This window comes from Flavivirga spongiicola, assembly GCF_030540825.1.
In the GTDB taxonomy this organism is placed as follows: Bacteria; Bacteroidota; Bacteroidia; order Flavobacteriales; family Flavobacteriaceae; genus Flavivirga; species Flavivirga spongiicola.
Map to the genome: position 1 here is coordinate 3,022,127 of NZ_JAUOEO010000001.1, position 21,387 is coordinate 3,043,513.

A 21,387-nucleotide genomic window follows, 5' to 3' on the forward strand; every position below is an offset into this window, starting at 1 on the left:
TTTAGATTATAAATAAAAAACCACGCTTATAGCGTGGTTTTTTATTTGGCAATAGCCATTATTTTTTTGGTCTATCTCTATTCATTTCTGTAATATCGATGCTCATAGTTTTGGTGTCTAATAGATATTTACTAAAATGATCTGCTCTAAGCCAAAAGGAATATTCCGTCATATTTCCAAAACCATGACGTTGTCCGGGCATGATCATAAAATCAAATCGCTTATTGGCTTTAATTAAGGCATTTGCCATTCTAATAGTGCCCCCAGGATGTACATTATTATCTATGTCTCCAGTAATTAGCATAAGATGGCCTTTTAGGTTGGATGCTAAAGACTGGTTTTTATCAATGGCATATTCATAAGAAATATTATTATCAGCATCTTTTTTTTCTTTAATCCCATGATGGGTTTCGCTCCACCAGCTATTATACATCGAGTTATCGTGGTTTCCGGCAGAAGAAACGGCTGCTTTGAAAAAGTCAGGATATACTAGCATGGCAGCGGTAGACATAAAACCACCTCCAGAATGCCCGTAAATCCCAATTTTATCAATATTAATATAAGGATGTGTTTTTGCCAATTGCTCTGCTACATATTTTTTATCAGCCAAACCATAATCTCTAAGGTTTCCATAACCATAATTATGATACCATTTTGAACGATTAGGGTGTCCACCTCTGTTTCCCAATGTAATAACTACGAACCCTACTTGTGCCATACGATCTAATCTATCCATTCTAATTGAAAAAGATTTATTCACCGCTTCAGTTTGGGGGCCAGGATATACATACTCCAATAGAGGATAGCTTTTAGTATCATCAAAATTAAAAGGTTTGTACATAACACCGTAAATATCTGTAATGCCGTCATCTGCTTTTACTTTAAAGGGCTCAGGAAACTTGTATCCTGTTGCAAAGAGTTGAGACAGGTCTGCTTCTTCTAAGGTCATAATAATAGAACCATTGGCATTTCTTAATTCAGATTTAGGTATGGTATTAACTCTGGAATAATTACTCACAAAATACTTATTAGAATCGGCCATACTTATAGCTGTATTATAATCTCCAGAATTGATGTTTCGTAAACCAGTACCATCCAGATTAATGCGATATAAATGTTCGTAGTAAGGATCTTGATTTTTAGAAACCCCACTTGCTGTAAAATAAAGAACCCGTGCTTTCTCATCTAAATTAGTAAATCCGTTTACATGATAAGAGCCTGAAGTCACTTGGCGTTTCAGGTTGCCATTGGAATCGTATAAGTAAAAATGAGCCCAGCCATCACGTTCAGACCAATGGAGTATCTCTTGTTCATTATTAAACAAAACCAAAGGCCTCGATTCTATATAGGTGTTAAATCGTTCTTCTATTAAGACAGTGACGTCTCCGGAATTAATGTCTGCAACACATATATCCAGTTTCTTTCTGTCTCTGCTTATGGTATTAAAATAAATTTTTCCTTTTTTTGAAAGTAACAATGGCGGTTGAAAATCATCATCTCTGTTTGATTGTTTTCCCGGTGCTCTGTAAACAGAGATACTTTGTTGTTTTGTTGTGTCTAATTTAATGTTAACAATCTCTTTAGAGGGCATATCAAAGACCAATAGTTCTCGTTTGTAGAATTCCGCTTCTCCTGGCATATGGTATTTATAGGTTTCCAGAGTAGGACGTTTTTTAGCGACAGAATTGATTACCCATAGATCTTTAATATGTCTGGAGTCGGATTTTGTAAATACAAATTTTTTAGAATCATGAGACCAAATACCACTAATTCTTTTTCTATCGTCTTTCTTTTCTTCCTTTGTTTCGTTGTTTTCTCCACGTCCAGATCCACCATAACCATAATGTTCTACACCGTCGGTGGTCCATTGGTTCTCTACAATCGTTGAATCTTTTTCGTCTTTAACGGCTTTTAAAAAATTTGCTTTATCCATCCAAAACAAATTATAATTCTTAGAGAACAATACAATGGTACTATCGGGTGAAATCGTGGCCCATTTTTTCCAGGGCTCTTTTTCTTTCTTTTTATTGTCTAAGATAGTGAGGGAATTACCACCTAATTTATATTCAAGATGATACACCTTTTTTTCCATTTTAGGGGCCTTCTTTTTTTCTTTTTTTGTGGCAGAAGAATCCTTTTCGACAGTTTTCTCGTCTTCTAAAACTTCCACTTCTTCTGTAGAAGTTACTCTAAAGCGAATAGCGGTTTCATTTTTAACAAATTTAAAATTGAAACGAGGTAAATGTTGTGCATCATAGGGGTCTTTTGTGATTTCTGTTAACCACTTTGCCATTTTTTCATTGTCAAATAATTTCGATTTCGATTTTGTATCCGCATTTATCAAATAGTAGTTGGAGCCTTCTGTCGTTTTATATTGATACCAAAAACGATTTCCTCTTTTTAACCAATGAGGTCTAACAGTTGTTGAGTGCACTAATTTTGCAAGGTTAGTTGGGGAAAACTGTGATGCTAAGCGATAATTGGGTGCAGGTGTTGTTGAGAGGCTAGTATCTTGGGCTGAAATTAAATTTATACTTAAAAAAAGAATAAACAATAAAGTAATATTTCTCATCGTTGGTTTATTTGTATTTAACCAACGAAATTACCGCTTTTGTCTAAAAATTTTTAAGAAAGTTATGTTAAAAATTTACTAATTTACAGCAGTTTAGGTTGATTATGTGGATGTTTTTTTGGTGTCTTTTATGAGCCAAAAAAAACTAAAGAGAGTAAAATTCAATAACCATTTAGGGTTGATTCTGATATAACCAAATCCTTCTATATCATTAGTGTGTTTTTATAAGATCGTATTGCATGGAATTAGGTAATCATCAAACCAAAGTATTTGGTGAGAAAGATTTGTTGTGTAAAATGCGTCCAGTGATAAGTGGCTATAAATCAAAAAATACATGAATTTTTTATTTGTTTGAGAATGTGATGTTTACGTGGTATTTTTATTTGTCAACACCAAGAATAAAGCCTACATTTATAACGTTATAAAGTTTAATAAAAATAAAATCTTAAATTATGGAAGGCTACTGTGTAAAGTGTAAAGAGAAAAAAGAAATTAAAGATGCTAACGAAGTGACCATGAAAAATGGAAGAAAAGCAATGAAAGGAAGTTGCCCAACTTGTGGAACAGGTATGTTTAGAATATTAGGAAAATCTTAACTGCGTTAAAATACAAAAGACTTTAGTTTTTACAATCTATCTAATTTTAATAAAATCCTTAGCTAATATTTGACTATGATCAGGCTGGTCAAATATTAGTATGTTTTTATTTGAAATACGCTATCATACGCTTACCGTTTTTGTGCTTCTTTTCTGAGAAATATTAATTTTAGAAATACCGTTTTTTTATAATTCTACACTGTCTGTACTAATGTCATTTACAGTAAATTGAAACCATAACTGGTATAAAACTCCCCCAATCTTTTTAATTAGACCATTTGCATAGAGTAATTTTGTAAATTGCGATACTTATAATTTTTATGTAAAATAGTATGGTTACTTTAAAACAGTTAGCAAAAGAGTTAAATGTTTCTATTTCCACAGTTTCAAAAGCATTAAATAATAGTGAAGAAATTGGAGAAGATACCGTTAAGCGAGTTAAAGAACTTGCTGAGTTGTATAACTACACACCTAATAAAGTAGCCTTAAGTTTAAAGCAAAATAAGACTAAGACTATAGGTGTTATAATTCCTAATATCCTTAATCACTTTTTAGCCAAAGTACTTTTTGGTATAGAAAGAGAGGCAAATAATTTAGGTTATAATATTATTACCTGTATCTCTAACGAATCTTTAGAAAAGGAAAAAGAAAGTTTGCTGTTACTGGCAAATGGTAGTGTAGATGGGTTTATACTATCTGTTGCGGAAGAAACCCAAATTAAAAATGAAATAGATCATTTTAAGAAAACCATTAGCAAGGGTTTGCCCATTGTTATGTTTGATAGGGTTGCACATGATGTATTATGTGACAAAGTTATTGTAGACGATTTTGATGCTACTTATAATGCAACTAAAGGTTTGCTTCTTGAAAATCGTAAAAATATTGCTTTTATTAGTAACATTAATGATTTAAGTGTTGGTAAATTAAGAGAAAGAGGTTATAACAAAGCGATACTGGAAAATAATAATCAAGAACCTCTGGTTTTAAAAATAAAAAAGAAAGACGACCACCAAAAAAGAATAAAGTCTTTTCTTAAAAAGAATAAAACGGTTGATGCGGTCATTGCTGCAGATAGCTCATCGGGTATTATCACTATCAATACAGCCGTTAATTTAGGTTTAAAAGTACCAAAGGATATTTCTGTTATTGGTTTTGCCAGTAAATCAGATTCTAATCATACACTTCCAAGATTAACAACTATTAGGCAACACGCTAAAATTATTGGAGCTCATGCAGCCCAATTATTAATTAATAGGCTGGAAAACATGCATTTAAATGAGGATGTGAAGACCAAAATTGTAAAGACAAGCCTCGTTAAAAGTAAATCTACCCTTTAACAGTTTTTAACAGGTTATCAACAGTTTTTATTAATAATCTACACTTAATCGATAAAATAATACATTTTGTCGAATATATTTCTTTAACAAATGTAGTTTAACCAATTTTACTGCGTCTTAAAGAGCGCTCCAGAATATCCCTAAGTTTTTTAAAAGACAAATTAATTCATTTATTACTCCCTCGTAAAATATTTTATAGAATCGTTGAGCTTTTATGCATTCGATTTTAAGTTAATTATCCATTTTTTCCCTCGTCTGAGATGTTTTTATTAATGTCTTAGCCAACAATTTAATAATTAGAGAAAATAAATAATAATAACCTTAAAATTGAAAATTATGAAAGCCCTAAAAATTACTTTATTCGTAGCACTACTTTTCGCAACATTAGTATCTTGTACAAAACAAGACTTAAACGAAGATGATGTACTAAGAGCAGATAACCATACTGATATGCCTGCACCTCCTTTTACTGGTGGAGAAATAGATGACTAAAAGTTATTTTTGTAAATAGAATAAAAGGTTCTTTATGTTAATTAAAGAACCTTTTTTAATTTATATTAATTAAAAAATTATAAATACATTTGAAGAAATAGCTAATTCTTTTCTTTTGAAATTTATTCTAATAAACATATTTATAATTTTCAATTTTTTTTCAGTTTTTGGACAAAAGCAAAGTAGGTTGCAAATAATTGATTCAATAAAGCAAAATGTCTTAGACAATAAATATCAAGATTCCTTATCTATTGCAAATGCGCATTATAATATTGGAGAACTTTATAGATATAGTGTTTTAGGAGATAGTGCTTATTATCATTATCACAAAGCTGAAAAAATTTATAAAAATTTAAAAAAGAATTTAAGTATAGCTAAAACATTATATGGCATTGCTGTTATTCAAAAAAATGAAAAAGATCTTACTGGAAGTGAAATTACCTCTATAGAAGCTATTTCTCTTTTAGGGTTGTTAAATGAAACTAATGAGGTTAGAAAGTATAAGGCGTTTATATATAATAATCTAGGTTTGGTTTTTAGGCAGTTAGAACAATATGATGAATCTGTTTCATATTATAAAAAGGCTATAGAATTAAAGAAAAAATTAAAAGGAAATAATTTAAGGACTATCAATAATTCGAAAAATAATTTAGCATTATCATATAAAAATGCGGGAAATTATAAATTGGCATTAAATTATTATAATCAACTTCTTAATGGTGACGATTTGAAGAAAGAGAGAAGAGGAGTTTATGCTCTTGTCTTGGATAATTATGCACATACATTATATCTGTCTAAACATTACGAAAAGCTCCCTAAATTATATTTTCAAGCACTAAGGATAAGTGATAGTATTCAGGAAAATGGGTATAATTCTATTATAATAAATCAACATTTAGCTGAGTATTTTAATTATAAAAACGACAAAAAATCTGCAAAGTATTACGCTTACAAAGCGAAAGACATCGCTGAACAATATCATAATGATGATTTATTGAAATCTCTTTTATTGCTCTCAGAGATAGAAGAAGGTAATGTTGCTGCAATGTACTCAAAAGAATATATAAAGCTTAATGACAGCCTGCAAAAAAATGAACGATCTATAAGAAATAAATTTGCCAGAATTCGTTTTGAAACAAACCAAATAGAACAAGAAAATATTAGAATTGCTAAAGAACGGATGTGGCTTTTAATACTTTCTGTAGTCATAGTCATTTCATCTTTTCTGTTATATCTAGTCATTACCCAAAGAAATAGAAATAAAGAATTAAAGTTTATACAGAAGCAGCAAGAAACAAATGAAGAGATTTACAACCTAATGCTGTCTCAAAATGAAAGTATTGAAGAAGCAAGGACCTTAGAGAAAAGACGTATTTCTGAAGAGTTGCATGACGGGGTTTTAGGACGCTTATTTGGTACACGTTTAAGTTTAGACAGTTTAAACATGAGTAATGATGCAGAGGCTATAAAAACCAGAGGCCAATATATAGACGAACTTAAAATAATTGAGCAGGATATAAGGAAAGTATCGCATGAGTTAAATACCAATTTTGTTTCAGGTTCTGGATTTATAGATATCATAAAAACTTTTTTAGAAACGCAAACAATAGCCTATAAACTTGGCTACAAATTAGAGCATGATGATACGATTCATTGGGATGATGTTTCTAATAAAACTAAAATTCATATATACAGAATTATTCAGGAATCGCTCCATAATATCTATAAACATGCTAGCGCAACACAAGTAAATATTAGTTTTAAATTAAAAAATAATGTAATTTGCTTAATAATGAGTGATAATGGTTCTGGATTTGATGTTAATAAAGTAAAGTCCGGTATAGGACTAAAGAACATGAACTCCAGGATAAATGAAATTAACGGAAATATAAATATAACCTCAGAAAAAGATGCAGGAACTACAGTAACTATCGAAGCCCCAATTACCTAAAACAAAATTTATTATGATTGAAAAGATAAAAATATTAATGATTGATGATCACCCTATAATTATAGAAGGGTATCAAAATACACTACTTTTTACTAAAAAAGAAAACCAGGAACTCGAAATTGATATAGCCAATAACTGTGATGAAGCGATCGCTTATATGGATAAATCTATTCAAAACGAGCTGCCGTATAATGTGCTATTTGTAGATATTAGTTTACCACCTTCAGAGGATGGATCCATGAGTTCCGGTGAAGACCTGGCAGAATATGCACGTCGAATTTTACCAAATACTAAGATTATCATATTAACTATGTTTAACGAATCTTTTAGAATTCATAATATTATTAAAACGATAGACCCTGAAGGGTTTTTAATTAAAAGTGATTTAACATCTAGTGAACTTGCCAGCGCATTTCAAGCTGTACTTAATAACCCACCATTTTATAGCGGTACTGTAAATAGCCATATTAGAAAAGCCATTACAACGGATATTGTAGTTGACGTTAAAAACAGAAAAATATTGCATTTGTTATCTCAAGGAGTAAAAACGAAAAATTTAGCATCTCATTTAGATATTTCTCTAAGTGCAGTTGAAAAAAGGAAAAAACATCTTAGGGATATTTTTGAAGTTAATGACGGACAAGATGAAACTTTATTGCTTGAAGCAAGAAAAAAAGGCTTTGTTTAGTGCCAGAATTTATGTATTTTGATTTTTTTCTAAAAAATCCTACTTTTTTTTGTTCTGAAAACCACTGATATAACTCAATAGTACAATAAACCCGTAAATATGTTACGGGTTTTCCGCAGCTAAAATACAGGACTTATAAGTATATTTACCTTATCAACGCTTCAAAAAAATTAATTAATCCCTCAATTTTTTTTGTTGATAATAGCAATTTACAGACCCTATGGAGGTGAGAGACCCATAGGGTTTCTTCTTTTTTAATTTCTGCGTAGGCAAGAATCTCAATCGTACCCCATTTTATATAGCCCAGAGTTATTATTGTTTTACAAGCTCGTCAATGTCTATTAATCATTTAAATATGATCATTCAAAGTGGATTACTGTTTACACAGGAATGACAAAAGAAATAAGCAAGATTGTAATGAGATTTAAGTAGATATTACTTTGACATAATATTTAACTATCTAAAAGAAATCCTATAAAAAAACCTAAGTAAATGATGGCCGTAATGAATTTTATAAAGGTAGATGCTATGAAGCCAATAAAAGATCCAAAAGCTGCTTTAGTAGCAGTTTTAGTGTCCGTTTTGTTTAAAAGTTCTCCTATTAATGCCCCAACAAAAGGTCCAATAATAATACCACCAGGAATAGGACTTAAAAGCCCTGCTATAAGTCCTATGGTGGTACCAATCATGCCATATTTAGTACCTCCAAACCGTTTAGTGCCCATGGCAGGAATAATATAATCTAAGACCCAAATAAGTACTGCTATAATTAATGTCGTTATTATAAATGACTTGCTTATTGTTATGGTGTCTGTGAAGTAAAGTATTAAAAGTCCAACCCAACTTGTTAGGGGGCCAGGTAGCACTGGTAAAAAACTGCCTATAATACCTAAAATCATAAATAAAGCAGCAATAATAATTAAAACAATGTCCATAAAGGTATTTAAGTTTTATGATGATTAGACGTATTGGGAAGATAAATGTTACATTTTTTGAACTAAATATTTAGTTTGAACTAAATATTTAGTTATATTAGCAAAGTGAAATATTTCACTTTGCTATGCTGGACTTGATTCAGTATCTCATTAAATTAAATAAAAGTATCAAAAAGATACTGAAATAAATTCAGCATTCATGAAACAACTTACAAAAGCAGAAGAAGACATCATGCAAATACTTTGGGAGTTAAAAAAAGCCAATGTTAAAGCTATAATAGAGCAGTTTTCTGAACCTAAGCCTGCTTATAATACGGTGTCTACCATTGTTAGAATTTTAGAAAACAAAGGATTTGTAGGTTACGAAAAAGAAGGAAAAGGACATATCTATTTTCCATTAGTTGCAAAACAGGACTATAGCAATCAGTCTATAAATAAGTTAGTTGATAATTACTTCCAAGGATCTTTTAAAAGTATGGTGTCTTTTTTTGTGAAGAAGAATGATATGAATATTAAAGATTTAGAATCTGTTTTAAAAGAGATTAATAAAAAACAATAGTTATGATACATTATATTATCCAAACCATTGCGTTTCAACTTTTCTTTTTGTTAGTATATGATGTATTTCTAAAAAGAGAAACGTTTTTTAATTGGAACAGAATGTATCTTTTATCAACAGGAGTTCTATCTTTAATACTACCTTTTATAAAAGTTGATAGTTTTAAAAAAGTAGTTCCACAGGACTATATCGTTTCATTACCTGAAATTGTCTTAGGGCAATCACCTGTAAACTCTAATAATACTATATTATTAGATGTCGTGGTATTAAACACAAATGCATTATCAATATGGGAAGTTATATTTTATATAGGTGTTTTAGTTGCCTTTAGTTTATTTCTTTTTAAAGTTATTAAGATTTTCTCTTTGGTAATAAAAAACCCAAAGCAATCTATTGGAAAAGTTGTATTAGTTGAATTATTAAATAGTAATGCAGCCTTTTCGTTTTTCCATTATATTTTTTTAGGAGAACATATAAAAATAGAAGATAAAGAAACTATTTTAAAACACGAGCTTATACATACAGAGCAAAAACACACTATAGATTTATTGTTTTTTGAAGTGCTACGCATTTTATTTTGGTTTAATCCTTTGGTGTATATGTATCAAAATAGAATAGCAACACTTCATGAGTTTATAGCCGATGCCAATGCTTTAAAACATCAAAATAAAGAAGCGTATTATCAAAACTTATTAGCTCAGGTTTTTGAGACTAAAAATATATCATTCATCAATACTTTTTTCAATCAATCATTAATCAAAAAACGAATCGTCATGTTATCAAAATCAAAATCAAAACAGATCCATCTATTTAAATATGCATTGTTAATTCCTATGGTTTTTGGGATGTTGGTATACACGTCATCTGAAGGGCAAGAGATTCAAAAGGAATCTATAAATTTAAGTCAATATACTTATACTTTAAACGTTGGAGAAAAGGAAATGTCTATCGAAAACAAAAAGATTCATAATAATTATGAAGCATTTTTAAAGTCACATCCAGATTATGTAAGTTGGGCACATTTTGATGAGGAAAAGAAGACAGCGACTTATAGTGTACATTCCTTAAATGAGAAGGTTCCAGAATATTATGAACCAGAACCTTGGGTGGTAAATTCTTCTGAAGGTCAAGCATATAAAATGTATGTGTATTTTAAGAACATTCCAGAAAGTGCAGAAAGTAAAAAGCGACAGAAAGAAGAGCTTTTAAAGTTAAAAGAGAAATATACAAATGCATCTGAAGTCCCATTTTCAGTAATTGAAAACGTACCTGTCTTTCCAGAATGTGAAAGAGAGAAGAGTAATGCAAAGAAAAGAGATTGCACGTCTAAAAAAATAGCGCAATTTGTAAATAGAAACTTCAATACAGAATTGGCTAGTGCTTTAAACTTGACAGGTAGACAGCGTATTAATGTGATTTTTAAAATAGACAAAACAGGTAGTATTACTGGTGTACGAGCAAGAGCACCACATCCAGATTTAGAAGCTGAAGCAATAAGGGTTATTAAAGCTTTACCGAAAATGATTCCAGGGACACATAAAGGTAAATCTGTGATTGTACCTTATTCTTTGCCAATAATATTTCAGGTGGCAGATGCAACAGAGATGTTGGATGAAGTAGAAGTTCCTTTTGCTGTTATTGAGAATGTGCCAGTATTTCCAGGATGTGAAGACCTACTTAGTAATGCTGATAAGAAAAAATGTATGAATGAAAATATCACCAATTTTATAATTGAAAATTTCAATACTAAAGTTGCTGACCAAAATGGATTAAGTGGTAGACAACGTATTAATGTTATTTTTAAAATAGATGCTGAAGGTAACATAAGTACAGATGAGATAAGAGCAAGAGCTCCGCATATTGATTTAGAAGCAGAGGCCATACGAGTTATTTCTGCTATACCTAAAATGAAACCAGGTGTTCAGCGCGGTAAAAATGTAACTGTATCTTATTCCTTGCCAATAATATTTGATGTTGAAAATGATACGCAAATGTTAGACGAAGTTGCTATTTCGGGTTATGAGAAAGATAAGTTAGATATTTCTGTTCCTTATTCTGTTGTGGATAAAGCACCAATATTCCCAGGCTGTGAATCATTGCAAGACAAACAAGAGCAAAAAAAATGTACTTCAAATGCCATTACAAAGCATGTAAACAGAAATTTTAATACAGAATTAGCGACTGAGTTAGGTTTGTCTGGGAGGCAACGTATAAATGTTATTTTTAAAATTAATAAAGAAGGTAATATAACGGGAGTACGTTCCAGAGCACCACACCCAGCTTTAGAGGTAGAAGCTATACGCGTAATTAATACTTTGCCTAAAATGATACCGGGTGAGCAGCGGGGTAAAAAAGTTGATGTGCCTTATTCGTTGCCAATAATTTTTCAGGTAGCAGAAGAAAAGAAATGATTAGAATCACCTTATTGCTACTACTAATATCATTTAAAATCGAAGCGCAAATTTCGGTTTTACATATGGCAGATAGTTTATATGCCCATGGTCATTACACTAAAGCCATAGAGTATTATAAAGCATATAAAAATCAATCTGAAGCTTCCGACAAAATAGCTAAGGCATATATTGCTATTGGGAATTACGAAGAAGCATTAAAGAATTATAAGACGAGTATAGATGTGCATCCAAAAGATGCGTTGTTAAAATACGAATACGCTAAATTACTTTCTAAAACTAAAAAGTATAGAGCTGCTACAAATGTTTTTAATGATTTGGTTTATGTAGATAATAAAAACCCTAATTACCATTATGAACTTGGTTTGGTTTTAGAACAATTAAAAGATTCCACTGCAATGAATCATTTTCGTGCTACATATAATTTAGACCAAACCCACCAAAAGGCTATTTATAAAATAGCAAAATATTATCTCCAAAAGAGAAAACACCCGTTAGTTAACAAATATGTTGATAAAGGTTTAAAAGTCTATGAAGGTAATGTGAAGCTTATAAGTTTAAAAGCACAAAATTATTATTGGCAACAGTATTATAGAAAAGCAGCTATTTGGTTCGAAAAACTAATAGAACTTGGCGAATCTTCCGAATTTATTCACGAAAAACTTAGTTCATGTTATTATAAACATTATGAATTTAAAAAGACTATTGAGCAACTAAAATTGGTATTAAAATATAATAAGAACGATGTCACTTCTATATATGTTATAGGGGCATGCTATTATGAACTTGACGATTTTGTTAACGCAGAAAAGTATATAAAACAATTTTTAGCCTTAAAGGATTTACCATTAGATGCAGAATATTCAAAATTGGCTCGCGCATTAAATAGGCAAAAAAAGTATAGTGAATCTATAGAAACGCTAAAAAAAGCCATAAAAGAAAACCCTGATAATACGGGTACGCATTTCTTTTTACTAATAACGAAGGATGCTTATTATGCAGATTTAGATGCTAAACTTGTCATGTATAATAACTTTAAAAAGAAATTCCCGTCAGGTTTCCATATAGAATACATTGATAGACGTATTAGTGAGTTAAAGAAAGAAAAATTCATGAAGGACGGGTTAAAAGGTCATTAAAATAGAACTCATCTTGACTTTTTTATTTAAGCGAAAAGTCATGCTTTTATTTCTAGATAAAGTCTTTTTTGTGCATCATAGCATGGCTACGATGTAATAAAAAGACAAAATATGGGAATAAAATGATGATTTTGTAGCAAATCATAGAAAGTCAAGATGAGTTCATACAAAAAAATTGTATTTTTCGGTTTCAGTTTTAATCCATGAGACAGATTTGTGTTTTTCTAATAGTCATATTGCTTAATTCCTGTGGGTATTTTAATGTAAAAAAAACATCTTCTGAAACTTTTTTAAATGAAGAGTTACAAACCTTTAAATGGAACGATGTTGATGAATACCCAACATTTTCCTTGTGTGATTCTTTGTCTACCAAACAAGAAAAAAAAGAGTGTTTCACAAGCGTTTTAACAGGACATATATTTAAACATCTGCAAGAAGAAATTATTGTTGTAACTCAGGATATTAATGATACTATAGATTTGAAGCTTCAAGTATCGGAAATGGGCGCTATCATTTTGTTGGAAACCAAAATAGATAGTCTGACCATACAGGAAATACCAAACATTAATGATTTGCTAACCGAAAGCTTAGAGGCTTTACCTAAAATTTTTCCAGCTATAAAACGCGGACAACAGGTGACTACAGAATTTAAATTACCAATCATTATAGGTGTTAACTGATACTATTTTTTAAACGTCCTGCCTTTCCATTTATAGGTTTTAAAAAGAGATACAAAAGCGACGTAGAAACTAAAAAAAGGATATATAATAAATCCGAAAGCAAAATTTCTTAAGACGGACTTCTGATTAAAAAAATAGGCTGCTTTATAGATTAGGAAGAAATCGATATTAAATTTTATTATTAAAATATAACTCCAGATTTTAAAATTAAAAAGATTAAAGATCGAAAGTAACAAAGTTGAAAGGACTAATCCGTTCATTAATAAAACCATAAGTCCGGTAAATTTCCCAAACCAATTATTGTAAGCGCTCGTTTTTGAAGCCCACCGAATACGTTGTGATATTAAATCTCTCCATGATGGCTGTGATTGTGTTTTTACAATAGCTTGTTCGCATTTTAAATAATGAAGTTGTTTGGGGTATGTTTTAGTCACTTTTTCAAGTAGAAAAATATCATCACCACTTGCAATATCTGTATTGCCTTCAAAACCGTTTAGTTCTCGAAATAATGTTTTTTCATATCCAAAATTAGCACCATTGCAAAGAAATGGTTGTTTTATACCAAAACCACCTATCGTCGCTCCCTGTAAACTCAAACTATCCAATAATTGAAATTGTTCTAAAAAACTACTGGAATTCGTATAGGTAATTGGAGCCGCCATGCACTTTGCATTTGTTTTTTGAATAAAGGCATCAAAGCTATCCAACCAATATTTTGGCAATAAACAATCAGCATCCGTTGTTATAATCCATTTGTTTTTTGAATGATTAACAGCCGTTGTTATCGCATCTTTTTTGGGGGCATTAGAAGTTCTTTCATTCTTAATAACTTTTATGTCATGTTGAACATTCTCGAGAAACCCCATAATTAAGTCAACCGAATTATCAACCGAATCATCATCAACAAAAATAATTTCAAATAAATGATTCGGATATCCTAACGCGTCTATAGATTCTAATAAACCAGGTAAATTTTTTGCCTCATTTCTAAAAGGGATAATAACCGAAAATGTGGTTTTTGGAGGGCCACCTTCTAATTTAAACAATTTAATCTTATCAAAACCAAAAACGAAACTCCCTATTAAAAATAGATAGCCTATAGTGATAAAGATGCTTATCAAAACCATAATTAATGAGGGTCTTTTGGAAGGTTAAAATTAATGACAAAGTAGCTCCCGATCATACTTGGTAAAACAAAATTCAACAGCCACATCATAGCTATAGTGCTTAAAATAGTGATTTCGCTAAAACCTATAAAACCAAATAAATAAATAGCAACGCTTCCTTTTATAACAACATCAAATATAAAAATAGAAGGAATTATGGAGGCTAATAAATACATAGAAGTAATAACAGTCATAGCATTGAAGTATGATATTTCAGTTCCGAATAATTGTAACAAAAGGTAAAATTGAAACGAAAAAATCATATAACGTAGCATGGATAAAAATAAGGCAAAGCCCATTGTTTTTTTTGGAAATCCCAAAATAAAATGTTTAATTTTTTCTAAAGAATACCCTTTAATAGTCAATTTTGTTTTTAGCACTATAAAAACTATCAAAGCAATAATAAGGAGTCCAATTAAAAGGTATTGGGCGAATTTATAATAATCAATATTAACTTGATGTTTAGCTGTAAAGAAACAAAAACCAATAACCCCAAAAACAGTGGTAGTAAACATTTGCAATATATTGCCCAATAAATTAATTAGAAGAATGCGTTTTCTATAATTGGAAGTATAATAAATAGCTTTAGCACCATATTCGCCAATTCTATTAGGTGTAAATAATGAGGCTGTTAAAGAACCTAAACTTTGTTCGAAGGCATTTTTAAAACTTATTTTTTTTATAGGGGAGACTAGTGTTTGCCATTTTATAATCTCAAAAAACCAATTAAAAAATGTCAAAAAAAGCAATGAAAGTATGCTTTTGAGTGATAAAATGTCTTTTTTTGATAAAAAACCAATAAAATCATGAAAATCTAGTTCTGGATTATTTATCAGTTTTTGGTATATAAAATAAAAAGCCCCAATAACAATACTTAATTTAATAAGCTCAAAAAAGAATTGTTTAGTTTTGTACGGTAGCATGTATGTGATATACCTATAATTAAATGCAAATTAAATCATTATTACGTTATGACCTCAAATTTTAAAATATATATAAAAGCCTTTTGTGCGATCCTTTTTGTAATGAGTAGTCTTGTATCGACTTCACAAGGTGATACAAGTACTTTTAAAGCGCAATTTGCATTAGGCTTAAACAGCCCGTCAAAGAATGGATTTGTTACTGGTTTTGAAGGAAAAACATATAATTTACCAACAGTAAATTTAGGAATTCAATATATGTTTAAACCCATGCTTGGTGCAAAATTGGATTATAGCTTTAGTAGAATATCGAATCAAAAAGAAGCACAGGCGTTTAAGCTTAATTACTCTCGTATCAATTTGCAAGCAGTTTATAATGCCAATAGAATCTTTAACTTGTCTCAAAATAAGGGCGTGTTTGTTCATGCAGGACCGGGGATCTCATCGGTGAAGCCTTTGGGGAATTTTACTCAAAATAAAACATCGTTTATGAATGCCATGGCTGGTGTAGAGCTCCATTTTGGAGTTTCAGATAAACTTTCTATTTATACGGATGTTTCGTATATACATGGGTTTGCAAAAGATTTTGCACCCATATCAGATGGATTTGGAGCATTTAACGGTAATCTTTTAACACTAACTGTAGGAGCTTCCATATCATTGAGTGGCTGTTATTATTGTGAATAGAATGGATAAAGAAAGAATTATTTTAGGTATTGATCCTGGTACAACTATTATGGGTTTTGGGCTTATAAAAGTGGTTGGAAAAACGATGCAATTTTTGCAGCTTAATGAACTCGACCTAAAAAAGTATGATGATCATTATCTAAAACTAAAACTCATTTTTGAACGAACTATTGAGCTTATTGACACTCACAATCCAGATGAAATTGCCATTGAAGCACCTTTTTTTGGTAAAAATGTGCAAAGTATGCTAAAACTTGGTAGAGCCCAAGGCGTGGCTATGGCAGCAGGCTTGAGTCGAGAAATACCAATTACAGAATACCTTCCTAAAAAGATAAAAATGGCAATAACAGGTAATGGAAATGCCAGTAAAGAGCAAGTTGCCAGAATGTTGCAGAGCATGCTGGGGTTGAAAACCTTGCCTAAAAATTTAGATGCTACTGATGGCTTGGCGGCAGCAGTTTGCCATTTTTATAATTCCGGCAAAGTGAATATTGGTAAAAGTTATTCTGGTTGGGGTGCTTTTGTGAAACAGAATAGCCCCCTAACCCCCAAAGGGGGAACAAAAACAACTGTTGTTGACTTACGTAAAAAGAAAAATTAGTTTCAGTTTGCCAAAAAGAAATTATAATTTTAATGTTAATAATCCCTCCCCTTTGGGGAGGATAGGAGGGGCTCTCTACATCCACATACCATTCTGTAAACAAGCATGTTATTATTGTGACTTTCACTTTTCAACGTCTTTAAAAAAGAAGGAGGAACTTATTCAAGCTTTAGTAAAAGAGTTAAAGCTTAGAAAAGAAGAACTCAATAATCGAACTATTGAAACTATTTATTTTGGAGGTGGTACGCCTTCTTTACTGACGATTGACGAATTACGATTTTTGATTGACGAGGTTTATAAAAATTATTCAGTTATAGACCATCCTGAAATAACATTAGAAGCAAACCCAGATGACTTAATTAGTAACTCTCTGTCACCCCAAGCTCCGTCCAGAGGTCATACAAATAAAACTATTTTTGAAAGTTATCGAGCTATTGGAATAAACCGTTTAAGTATTGGTATTCAATCTTTTTTTGAAGATGATTTAAAAAGTATGAATCGTGCGCATAGTTCTGAAGAAGCTAAAACTTGTTTAGAGCTAGCAACTCAATATTTTGATAATATAACCATTGATCTTATTTACGGCATCCCTAATATGGGTTTAGAAAAATGGAATAAAAACCTTGAAATAGCTTTTAGTTATGGCGTGAACCACATATCCAGTTATGCACTAACTGTTGAACCCAAAACAGCACTTGATGCTTTTATAAAAAAAGGAAATTATCCTCCAATTGATGAAGCGTTGGCATTAGAGCACTTCAATCATTTAATTGACAAAACCAAAGAACAAGGTTTTGTGCATTATGAAATCTCAAATTTTGGAAAGCCTAATTATTTTTCAAAACATAATACCAGCTATTGGCAAGGGAAGCCTTATATAGGTATAGGGCCTTCTGCTCATTCATTTAATGGTAATCAACGTAGTTGGAATGTGTCAAATAATTCAAAATATATACAGGCGTTTCAAAGGAATGTATTACCAAACACTGTAGAAATACTTTCTGAGAAGGACCAATACAATGAGTATATTATGACGGGTTTACGAACTATCTGGGGAGTATCTTTAAATAAAATAGAAAACGATTTTGGAGAAAGCTTTACTGAGCATTTAAAAGCTTCATCAGGAAAATTTATAGAAAGCGGTTTGCTTATTACTTCGAGTGATCTTGATGAGAATCAAAATCGTATGGAGATCTTAAAAACAACACAAAAAGGTAAGTTTTTAGTCGATGGAATTGCTTCTGAGCTATTTATTCTGAACTAGTTTCAGAATCTGAATTAAATGTCAAAATCCAGAATTAAAAAACTTATATTTGAAATAGTATCTTAATTATAAGATGCTGAAACAAATTCAGCATAAATGTTAGCAGCTATTCAATACAACTCAAAAAAACTTCAAATAGATTTATCGTTACCCATTGACATTTCAATACCGCTTAGTGCGTCAAAAAGGAATGTAAATGCATGGTATTTAGATGCGCCTACAATTGAGCCTGCAAAAGATGGCGAGCAGATTGTTAGTGTAGCTGGAGGAGCCTGTGTAAATTTTAACAATATTTTTTTTAATCCGCATGCTCACGGTACCCATACCGAATGTGTGGGACATATCACTGAACACATACACTCTGTAAACCAGAATTTAAAGCAATTTTTCTTTTTGGCAGAGGTCGTAACCGTAGCACCAGAAAAATTAAATGGTGATTTTGTGATTTCTAAAAAGCAATTAAAATTTGCTATTGGAAATAAAAAAAGAGATGCCATAGTTATAAGAACGATTCCCAACACTAAAGAGAAATTGACAGCGCAATATTCGCATACCAACCCACCTTATTTATTAGAAGATGCTGCTGTCTATTTGCGTGAAAAAGGCGTAAAACATTTACTAATTGATTTGCCCAGTGTAGATAAAGAAAAGGATGAATGTGCACTGTTAGCCCATAACGCCTTTTGGAATACCAAAAGTGAAATACGACTAGATGCAACGATAACAGAATTTATTTTTGTACCAAACACAGTTGAAGACGGGGTGTATTTTTTAAATCTTCAAATAGCCCCGTTTGAAAATGATGCCTCACCAAGTAAACCTGTTTTATATAAAGTTATAAATTAATCCTATTTCGATGATTTACGATCATTAAAATAACAATAAAAAGATGAAACTTCCATAATGAAGAAGAATGATTATAATGGAAGTTACATATGACCGATAAAAACAAATAATTATAAACACATGAAAACGTCATTGAAAATTGAAGAATTATTTATGTTTATTTTCGGAATATATCTTTTTTCCGGGTTAGATTATAGTTGGTGGTGGTTTATTGCATTAATTTTAATTCCGGATATTGGGATGTTAGGCTATTTGTTGAGCCCTAAAGTAGGGGCTGTTATATATAATATTTTTCATCATAAAGCCGTAGCTATAAGTGTTTATCTTTTTGGAATAATTGTTCAGAATGATATCATAAAATTAACAGGGATTATCTTGTTTTCTCACGCTTGTTTCGATAGAGTTTTTGGTTATGGATTAAAATATTTTGATAGTTTTAAGAATACCCACTTAGGCCGAATAGGCAAATAATACCATTTTATATTTATGGAAGCATTTTTAGGAATTATAATAGGCATTTTAATGACTTTAGGTATTGTTACTTACTTTAAGTCATTTAAGAGAAAACAATTAGTTAAGTCGCAATCAGTATTACTTTTAGATAAAATCAAAACAGTTTGTAAGTTTATAACGGTTGAAGGCGATTTTGCCGAGATATACCATTATGAAGACGTTAAAGAGCGCTTTTTAAAATTGATTTCTAGTAAAAAGAAAGCCTTGGTTGTCATAAATGCAAAAGCATATGTAGGATACGATTTATCAAAAATTGAATTGGTGGCAGAAAATGACAAAAAGAAAATTTTATTGCAACATTTTCCACAACCTGAGGTGTTATCGATTGAAACCAATTTGAATTATTATGACAAATCTGATGGTTTGTTTAATAAGTTTGAGGCGACCGATTTAACCGATTTACATAAAGAAGCGAAACAGCACATCCAAGAGAAAATCCCAGAAAGCGGACTCATTGAAATAGCTCGAAAAGAAGCTTTAGAAACTATTTTGCTCATGGAAACTATTGTAGAAACCATAGGATGGAAATTAGATTATTCAGCTTTAAAAATAGAAGATAAACCTATTAAAAAACTTCAATGATGATTGAGATTTTAATTTCAATTTATAAGATTCCTGCCGTAGTTTTTCTTGAGCAAAGACGAAAGACTGGAATGAATAAAAGATAAAAAAATGCATATAGATCAACTTCGCGAATACTGTTTAAGTAAAAAAGGCAGCACAGAAGAATTTCCCTTTGATGAGCATACACTTGTATTTAAAGTCTTAAATAAAATGTTTGTGTTAGCACCTCTAAACAAATGGGAGAAAGGAGAAGCTGCTATTACTTTAAAGAGCAACCCAGATTATACTATAGAATTAAGAGAACAATTTAGAAGTGTTTACCCTGGGCCTTATGTAAGCAATAAACATTGGAACACCATTGATATATACAAAGGAGAACTAAAACCAAAGTTCATTTTTGAGCTTATTGACCATAGTTATGATATGGTTGTAAAAGGGATGACAAAAAAGATGAGAGATAGTTTGTTAGATATGTAAAGCATAGCTAAATATTAGAAGCGTATCTTTTTTTGTTGTATATTTAGATACTCTCAATCTTCCATTTCATTTATTAAAAGTACATAAATAGGTTGTCCTAAATCTTTTTGTTGCCCCATAATCTTAAAGTTGTATTGACTAATTCAAATATATTAACTTTAAATTTTAACAGATTATGAAAACAACCAATCAATTTTTCTCAACCATTGTAGTGATGCTTCTATTATTTAACACTGCATTTATTTCTGCACAAGAAGAAGCTCCAAAAAGACCAGAGTATATAACAGTTACAAAAACATACTGGAATAGTAAAAATGACAGTACTATGGATGAATGGAAAGCCGTAGAGAAGGAATACTTAGAAAAGGTTACCAAAAAAAATGAATACATTATGGGGTCGGGGTATTATACACATCTTATGACGGAGAGTAGTAATGAGGTGATTTATGTACAATCTTATCCAAATTGGGAAGCCATTGATAAAGCAGGAGAAAGAAATAGCGAACTTGAAAAAGAGGCTTGGACAGATGAAGAAGCTCGAAAAGCCTTTTTAAAGAAAAGGAATTCGGCTTACTCCATTTTTCATTCAGATGAAATTTATGCGACCTTACCAGGAGCAAAACTAATGGAAGGTGAAAAGACTAAAGATATGGTGATGTATTTACGTCAAAGTAAATTAGCTTTTCCAGAGGATGGAACTAGAGAAGAGTTTAGGACATTGCGTAAAAAAATACTTGAAAATGTCATCTATAAGAATGAATATATTAAAGCATATTACCCTAGCATGCATGCTTGGGGTGCAGATAGGAGAGATTTTAATGAGGCTATTTTAATGGATTCGTTAGGCGATTTAGAAAAAATGTTTGATAGAAGTATGGAACTTATGAAAGAGGCACTAACAGAAGAAGAAGGGAAAACATTAAAAAAATATTTTAAAGGACATGGTGATTATATTTATTCTGCTATAAAACTATAAAGCTTATATTTTT

Annotated in this window: 21 protein-coding genes; 17 read left to right on the forward strand and 4 right to left on the reverse strand. The window is 31.0% G+C overall.

What is annotated here, in order from left to right:
* Positions 1–58 precede the first annotated feature (58 nt).
* Positions 59–2,572 carry a S9 family peptidase gene (locus Q4Q47_RS12085; protein WP_303306913.1) on the reverse strand — a complete coding sequence of 838 codons (2,514 nt, stop codon included), beginning with the start codon at positions 2,570–2,572 and terminating at the stop codon, positions 59–61.
* Between the two features lie 452 nt (positions 2,573–3,024).
* Between Q4Q47_RS12085 and Q4Q47_RS12090 the strand changes: the two genes are divergently transcribed.
* The 5 genes from Q4Q47_RS12090 (at position 3,025) to Q4Q47_RS12110 (ending at position 7,636) form a co-directional block, all read left to right on the forward strand.
* Positions 3,025–3,168 carry a DUF5679 domain-containing protein gene (locus tag Q4Q47_RS12090; protein WP_303306914.1) on the forward strand — a complete coding sequence of 48 codons (144 nt, stop codon included), beginning with the start codon at positions 3,025–3,027 and terminating at the stop codon, positions 3,166–3,168.
* A gap of 332 nt (positions 3,169–3,500) precedes the next feature.
* A complete protein-coding gene (locus Q4Q47_RS12095) occupies positions 3,501–4,505 on the forward strand; it encodes a LacI family DNA-binding transcriptional regulator (protein WP_303306915.1) in 1,005 nt (334 codons plus the stop codon).
* A 336-nt stretch (positions 4,506–4,841) separates the two neighbouring features.
* Positions 4,842–4,997: a hypothetical protein gene (locus Q4Q47_RS12100; RefSeq protein ID WP_303306916.1), complete on the forward strand. Its 156-nt coding sequence runs from the start codon at positions 4,842–4,844 to the stop codon at positions 4,995–4,997.
* 187 nt (positions 4,998–5,184) lie between these two features.
* Positions 5,185–6,948, forward strand: a complete 1,764-nt coding sequence (locus tag Q4Q47_RS12105) for a tetratricopeptide repeat-containing sensor histidine kinase (RefSeq protein ID WP_303306917.1) — start codon at positions 5,185–5,187, stop codon at positions 6,946–6,948.
* 13 nt (positions 6,949–6,961) lie between these two features.
* Positions 6,962–7,636: a response regulator gene (locus Q4Q47_RS12110; RefSeq protein ID WP_303306918.1), complete on the forward strand. Its 675-nt coding sequence runs from the start codon at positions 6,962–6,964 to the stop codon at positions 7,634–7,636.
* A gap of 452 nt (positions 7,637–8,088) precedes the next feature.
* On the opposite strand, the gene Q4Q47_RS12115 is transcribed toward Q4Q47_RS12110, so the two are convergent.
* Positions 8,089–8,571, reverse strand: a complete 483-nt coding sequence (locus tag Q4Q47_RS12115) for a DUF456 domain-containing protein (RefSeq protein WP_303306919.1) — start codon at positions 8,569–8,571, stop codon at positions 8,089–8,091.
* Between the two features lie 199 nt (positions 8,572–8,770).
* Between Q4Q47_RS12115 and Q4Q47_RS12120 the strand changes: the two genes are divergently transcribed.
* The 4 genes from Q4Q47_RS12120 to Q4Q47_RS12135 all read left to right on the forward strand — a co-directional run bounded on the left by Q4Q47_RS12120 (position 8,771) and on the right by Q4Q47_RS12135 (position 13,360).
* Positions 8,771–9,130 (forward strand): BlaI/MecI/CopY family transcriptional regulator, encoded by a 360-nt coding sequence (locus Q4Q47_RS12120; RefSeq protein ID WP_303306920.1) that lies wholly within the window; start codon positions 8,771–8,773, stop codon positions 9,128–9,130.
* Positions 9,131–9,132: 2 nt separating this feature from the next.
* Complete coding sequence (locus tag Q4Q47_RS12125; RefSeq protein ID WP_303306921.1) at positions 9,133–11,541, forward strand: M56 family metallopeptidase; 2,409 nt, start codon at positions 9,133–9,135, stop codon at positions 11,539–11,541.
* Entirely contained in the window at positions 11,538–12,680 is a 1,143-nt protein-coding gene (locus Q4Q47_RS12130) for a tetratricopeptide repeat protein (protein WP_303306922.1), read from the forward strand. The genes Q4Q47_RS12125 and Q4Q47_RS12130 overlap by 4 nt, the downstream gene beginning before the upstream one ends.
* A gap of 203 nt (positions 12,681–12,883) precedes the next feature.
* On the forward strand, positions 12,884–13,360 hold the full coding sequence (locus Q4Q47_RS12135) for an energy transducer TonB (RefSeq protein WP_303306923.1): 477 nt from the start codon (positions 12,884–12,886) through the stop codon (positions 13,358–13,360).
* Positions 13,361–13,362: 2 nt separating this feature from the next.
* Here Q4Q47_RS12135 and Q4Q47_RS12140 read toward each other — a convergent pair whose 3' ends face one another.
* Both Q4Q47_RS12140 and Q4Q47_RS12145 read right to left on the reverse strand, forming a co-directional pair.
* The gene (locus Q4Q47_RS12140; protein WP_303306924.1) at positions 13,363–14,487 is read right to left on the reverse strand and encodes a glycosyltransferase; all 1,125 of its coding nucleotides are present in this window, start codon (positions 14,485–14,487) and stop codon (positions 13,363–13,365) included.
* A gap of 2 nt (positions 14,488–14,489) precedes the next feature.
* Complete coding sequence (locus Q4Q47_RS12145; protein ID WP_408612153.1) at positions 14,490–15,458, reverse strand: lysylphosphatidylglycerol synthase domain-containing protein; 969 nt, start codon at positions 15,456–15,458, stop codon at positions 14,490–14,492.
* A 39-nt stretch (positions 15,459–15,497) separates the two neighbouring features.
* Here Q4Q47_RS12145 and Q4Q47_RS12150 point away from each other — a divergent pair, with 39 nt between their 5' ends.
* From Q4Q47_RS12150 to Q4Q47_RS12185, 8 genes are all read left to right on the forward strand, one after another.
* Positions 15,498–16,133 carry an outer membrane beta-barrel protein gene (locus Q4Q47_RS12150; RefSeq protein ID WP_303306926.1) on the forward strand — a complete coding sequence of 212 codons (636 nt, stop codon included), beginning with the start codon at positions 15,498–15,500 and terminating at the stop codon, positions 16,131–16,133.
* Between the two features lies 1 nt (position 16,134).
* Complete coding sequence (ruvC, locus tag Q4Q47_RS12155) at positions 16,135–16,734, forward strand: crossover junction endodeoxyribonuclease RuvC (protein WP_303306927.1); 600 nt, start codon at positions 16,135–16,137, stop codon at positions 16,732–16,734.
* Positions 16,735–16,795: 61 nt separating this feature from the next.
* Entirely contained in the window at positions 16,796–17,998 is a 1,203-nt protein-coding gene (gene hemW, locus Q4Q47_RS12160; protein ID WP_303308469.1) for a radical SAM family heme chaperone HemW, read from the forward strand.
* A gap of 96 nt (positions 17,999–18,094) precedes the next feature.
* Positions 18,095–18,844 (forward strand): cyclase family protein, encoded by a 750-nt coding sequence (locus Q4Q47_RS12165; RefSeq protein WP_303306928.1) that lies wholly within the window; start codon positions 18,095–18,097, stop codon positions 18,842–18,844.
* Positions 18,845–18,964: 120 nt separating this feature from the next.
* The gene (locus tag Q4Q47_RS12170) at positions 18,965–19,315 is read left to right on the forward strand and encodes a DUF4260 domain-containing protein (RefSeq protein WP_303306929.1); all 351 of its coding nucleotides are present in this window, start codon (positions 18,965–18,967) and stop codon (positions 19,313–19,315) included.
* A 15-nt stretch (positions 19,316–19,330) separates the two neighbouring features.
* Positions 19,331–19,939: a DUF4230 domain-containing protein gene (locus Q4Q47_RS12175; protein ID WP_303306930.1), complete on the forward strand. Its 609-nt coding sequence runs from the start codon at positions 19,331–19,333 to the stop codon at positions 19,937–19,939.
* A 90-nt stretch (positions 19,940–20,029) separates the two neighbouring features.
* Positions 20,030–20,398: an MmcQ/YjbR family DNA-binding protein gene (locus Q4Q47_RS12180; RefSeq protein WP_303306931.1), complete on the forward strand. Its 369-nt coding sequence runs from the start codon at positions 20,030–20,032 to the stop codon at positions 20,396–20,398.
* A gap of 175 nt (positions 20,399–20,573) precedes the next feature.
* The gene (locus Q4Q47_RS12185; RefSeq protein WP_303306932.1) at positions 20,574–21,374 is read left to right on the forward strand and encodes a hypothetical protein; all 801 of its coding nucleotides are present in this window, start codon (positions 20,574–20,576) and stop codon (positions 21,372–21,374) included.
* Positions 21,375–21,387 lie beyond the last annotated feature (13 nt).

Bases quoted from the DNA above. Each gene is read 5' to 3' on its own strand.
- Q4Q47_RS12170 (WP_303306929.1), top strand. From the start codon at position 18,965: ATGAAAACGTCATTGAAAATTGAAGAATTATTTATGTTTATTTTCGGA.
- Q4Q47_RS12090 (WP_303306914.1), top strand. From the start codon at position 3,025: ATGGAAGGCTACTGTGTAAAGTGTAAAGAGAAAAAAGAAATTAAAGAT.
- Q4Q47_RS12130 (WP_303306922.1), top strand. From the start codon at position 11,538: ATGATTAGAATCACCTTATTGCTACTACTAATATCATTTAAAATCGAA.
- Q4Q47_RS12180 (WP_303306931.1), top strand. From the start codon at position 20,030: ATGCATATAGATCAACTTCGCGAATACTGTTTAAGTAAAAAAGGCAGC.
- Q4Q47_RS12135 (WP_303306923.1), top strand. From the start codon at position 12,884: ATGAGACAGATTTGTGTTTTTCTAATAGTCATATTGCTTAATTCCTGT.
- Q4Q47_RS12100 (WP_303306916.1), top strand. From the start codon at position 4,842: ATGAAAGCCCTAAAAATTACTTTATTCGTAGCACTACTTTTCGCAACA.
- Q4Q47_RS12110 (WP_303306918.1), top strand. From the start codon at position 6,962: ATGATTGAAAAGATAAAAATATTAATGATTGATGATCACCCTATAATT.
- ruvC (WP_303306927.1), top strand. From the start codon at position 16,135: ATGGATAAAGAAAGAATTATTTTAGGTATTGATCCTGGTACAACTATT.
- Q4Q47_RS12125 (WP_303306921.1), top strand. From the start codon at position 9,133: ATGATACATTATATTATCCAAACCATTGCGTTTCAACTTTTCTTTTTG.
- Q4Q47_RS12140 (WP_303306924.1), bottom strand. From the start codon at position 14,487: ATGGTTTTGATAAGCATCTTTATCACTATAGGCTATCTATTTTTAATA.
- Q4Q47_RS12175 (WP_303306930.1), top strand. From the start codon at position 19,331: ATGGAAGCATTTTTAGGAATTATAATAGGCATTTTAATGACTTTAGGT.
- Q4Q47_RS12165 (WP_303306928.1), top strand. From the start codon at position 18,095: ATGTTAGCAGCTATTCAATACAACTCAAAAAAACTTCAAATAGATTTA.
- Q4Q47_RS12150 (WP_303306926.1), top strand. From the start codon at position 15,498: ATGACCTCAAATTTTAAAATATATATAAAAGCCTTTTGTGCGATCCTT.
- Q4Q47_RS12085 (WP_303306913.1), bottom strand. From the start codon at position 2,572: ATGAGAAATATTACTTTATTGTTTATTCTTTTTTTAAGTATAAATTTA.
- Q4Q47_RS12115 (WP_303306919.1), bottom strand. From the start codon at position 8,571: ATGGACATTGTTTTAATTATTATTGCTGCTTTATTTATGATTTTAGGT.
- Q4Q47_RS12185 (WP_303306932.1), top strand. From the start codon at position 20,574: ATGAAAACAACCAATCAATTTTTCTCAACCATTGTAGTGATGCTTCTA.
- Q4Q47_RS12095 (WP_303306915.1), top strand. From the start codon at position 3,501: ATGGTTACTTTAAAACAGTTAGCAAAAGAGTTAAATGTTTCTATTTCC.
- Q4Q47_RS12120 (WP_303306920.1), top strand. From the start codon at position 8,771: ATGAAACAACTTACAAAAGCAGAAGAAGACATCATGCAAATACTTTGG.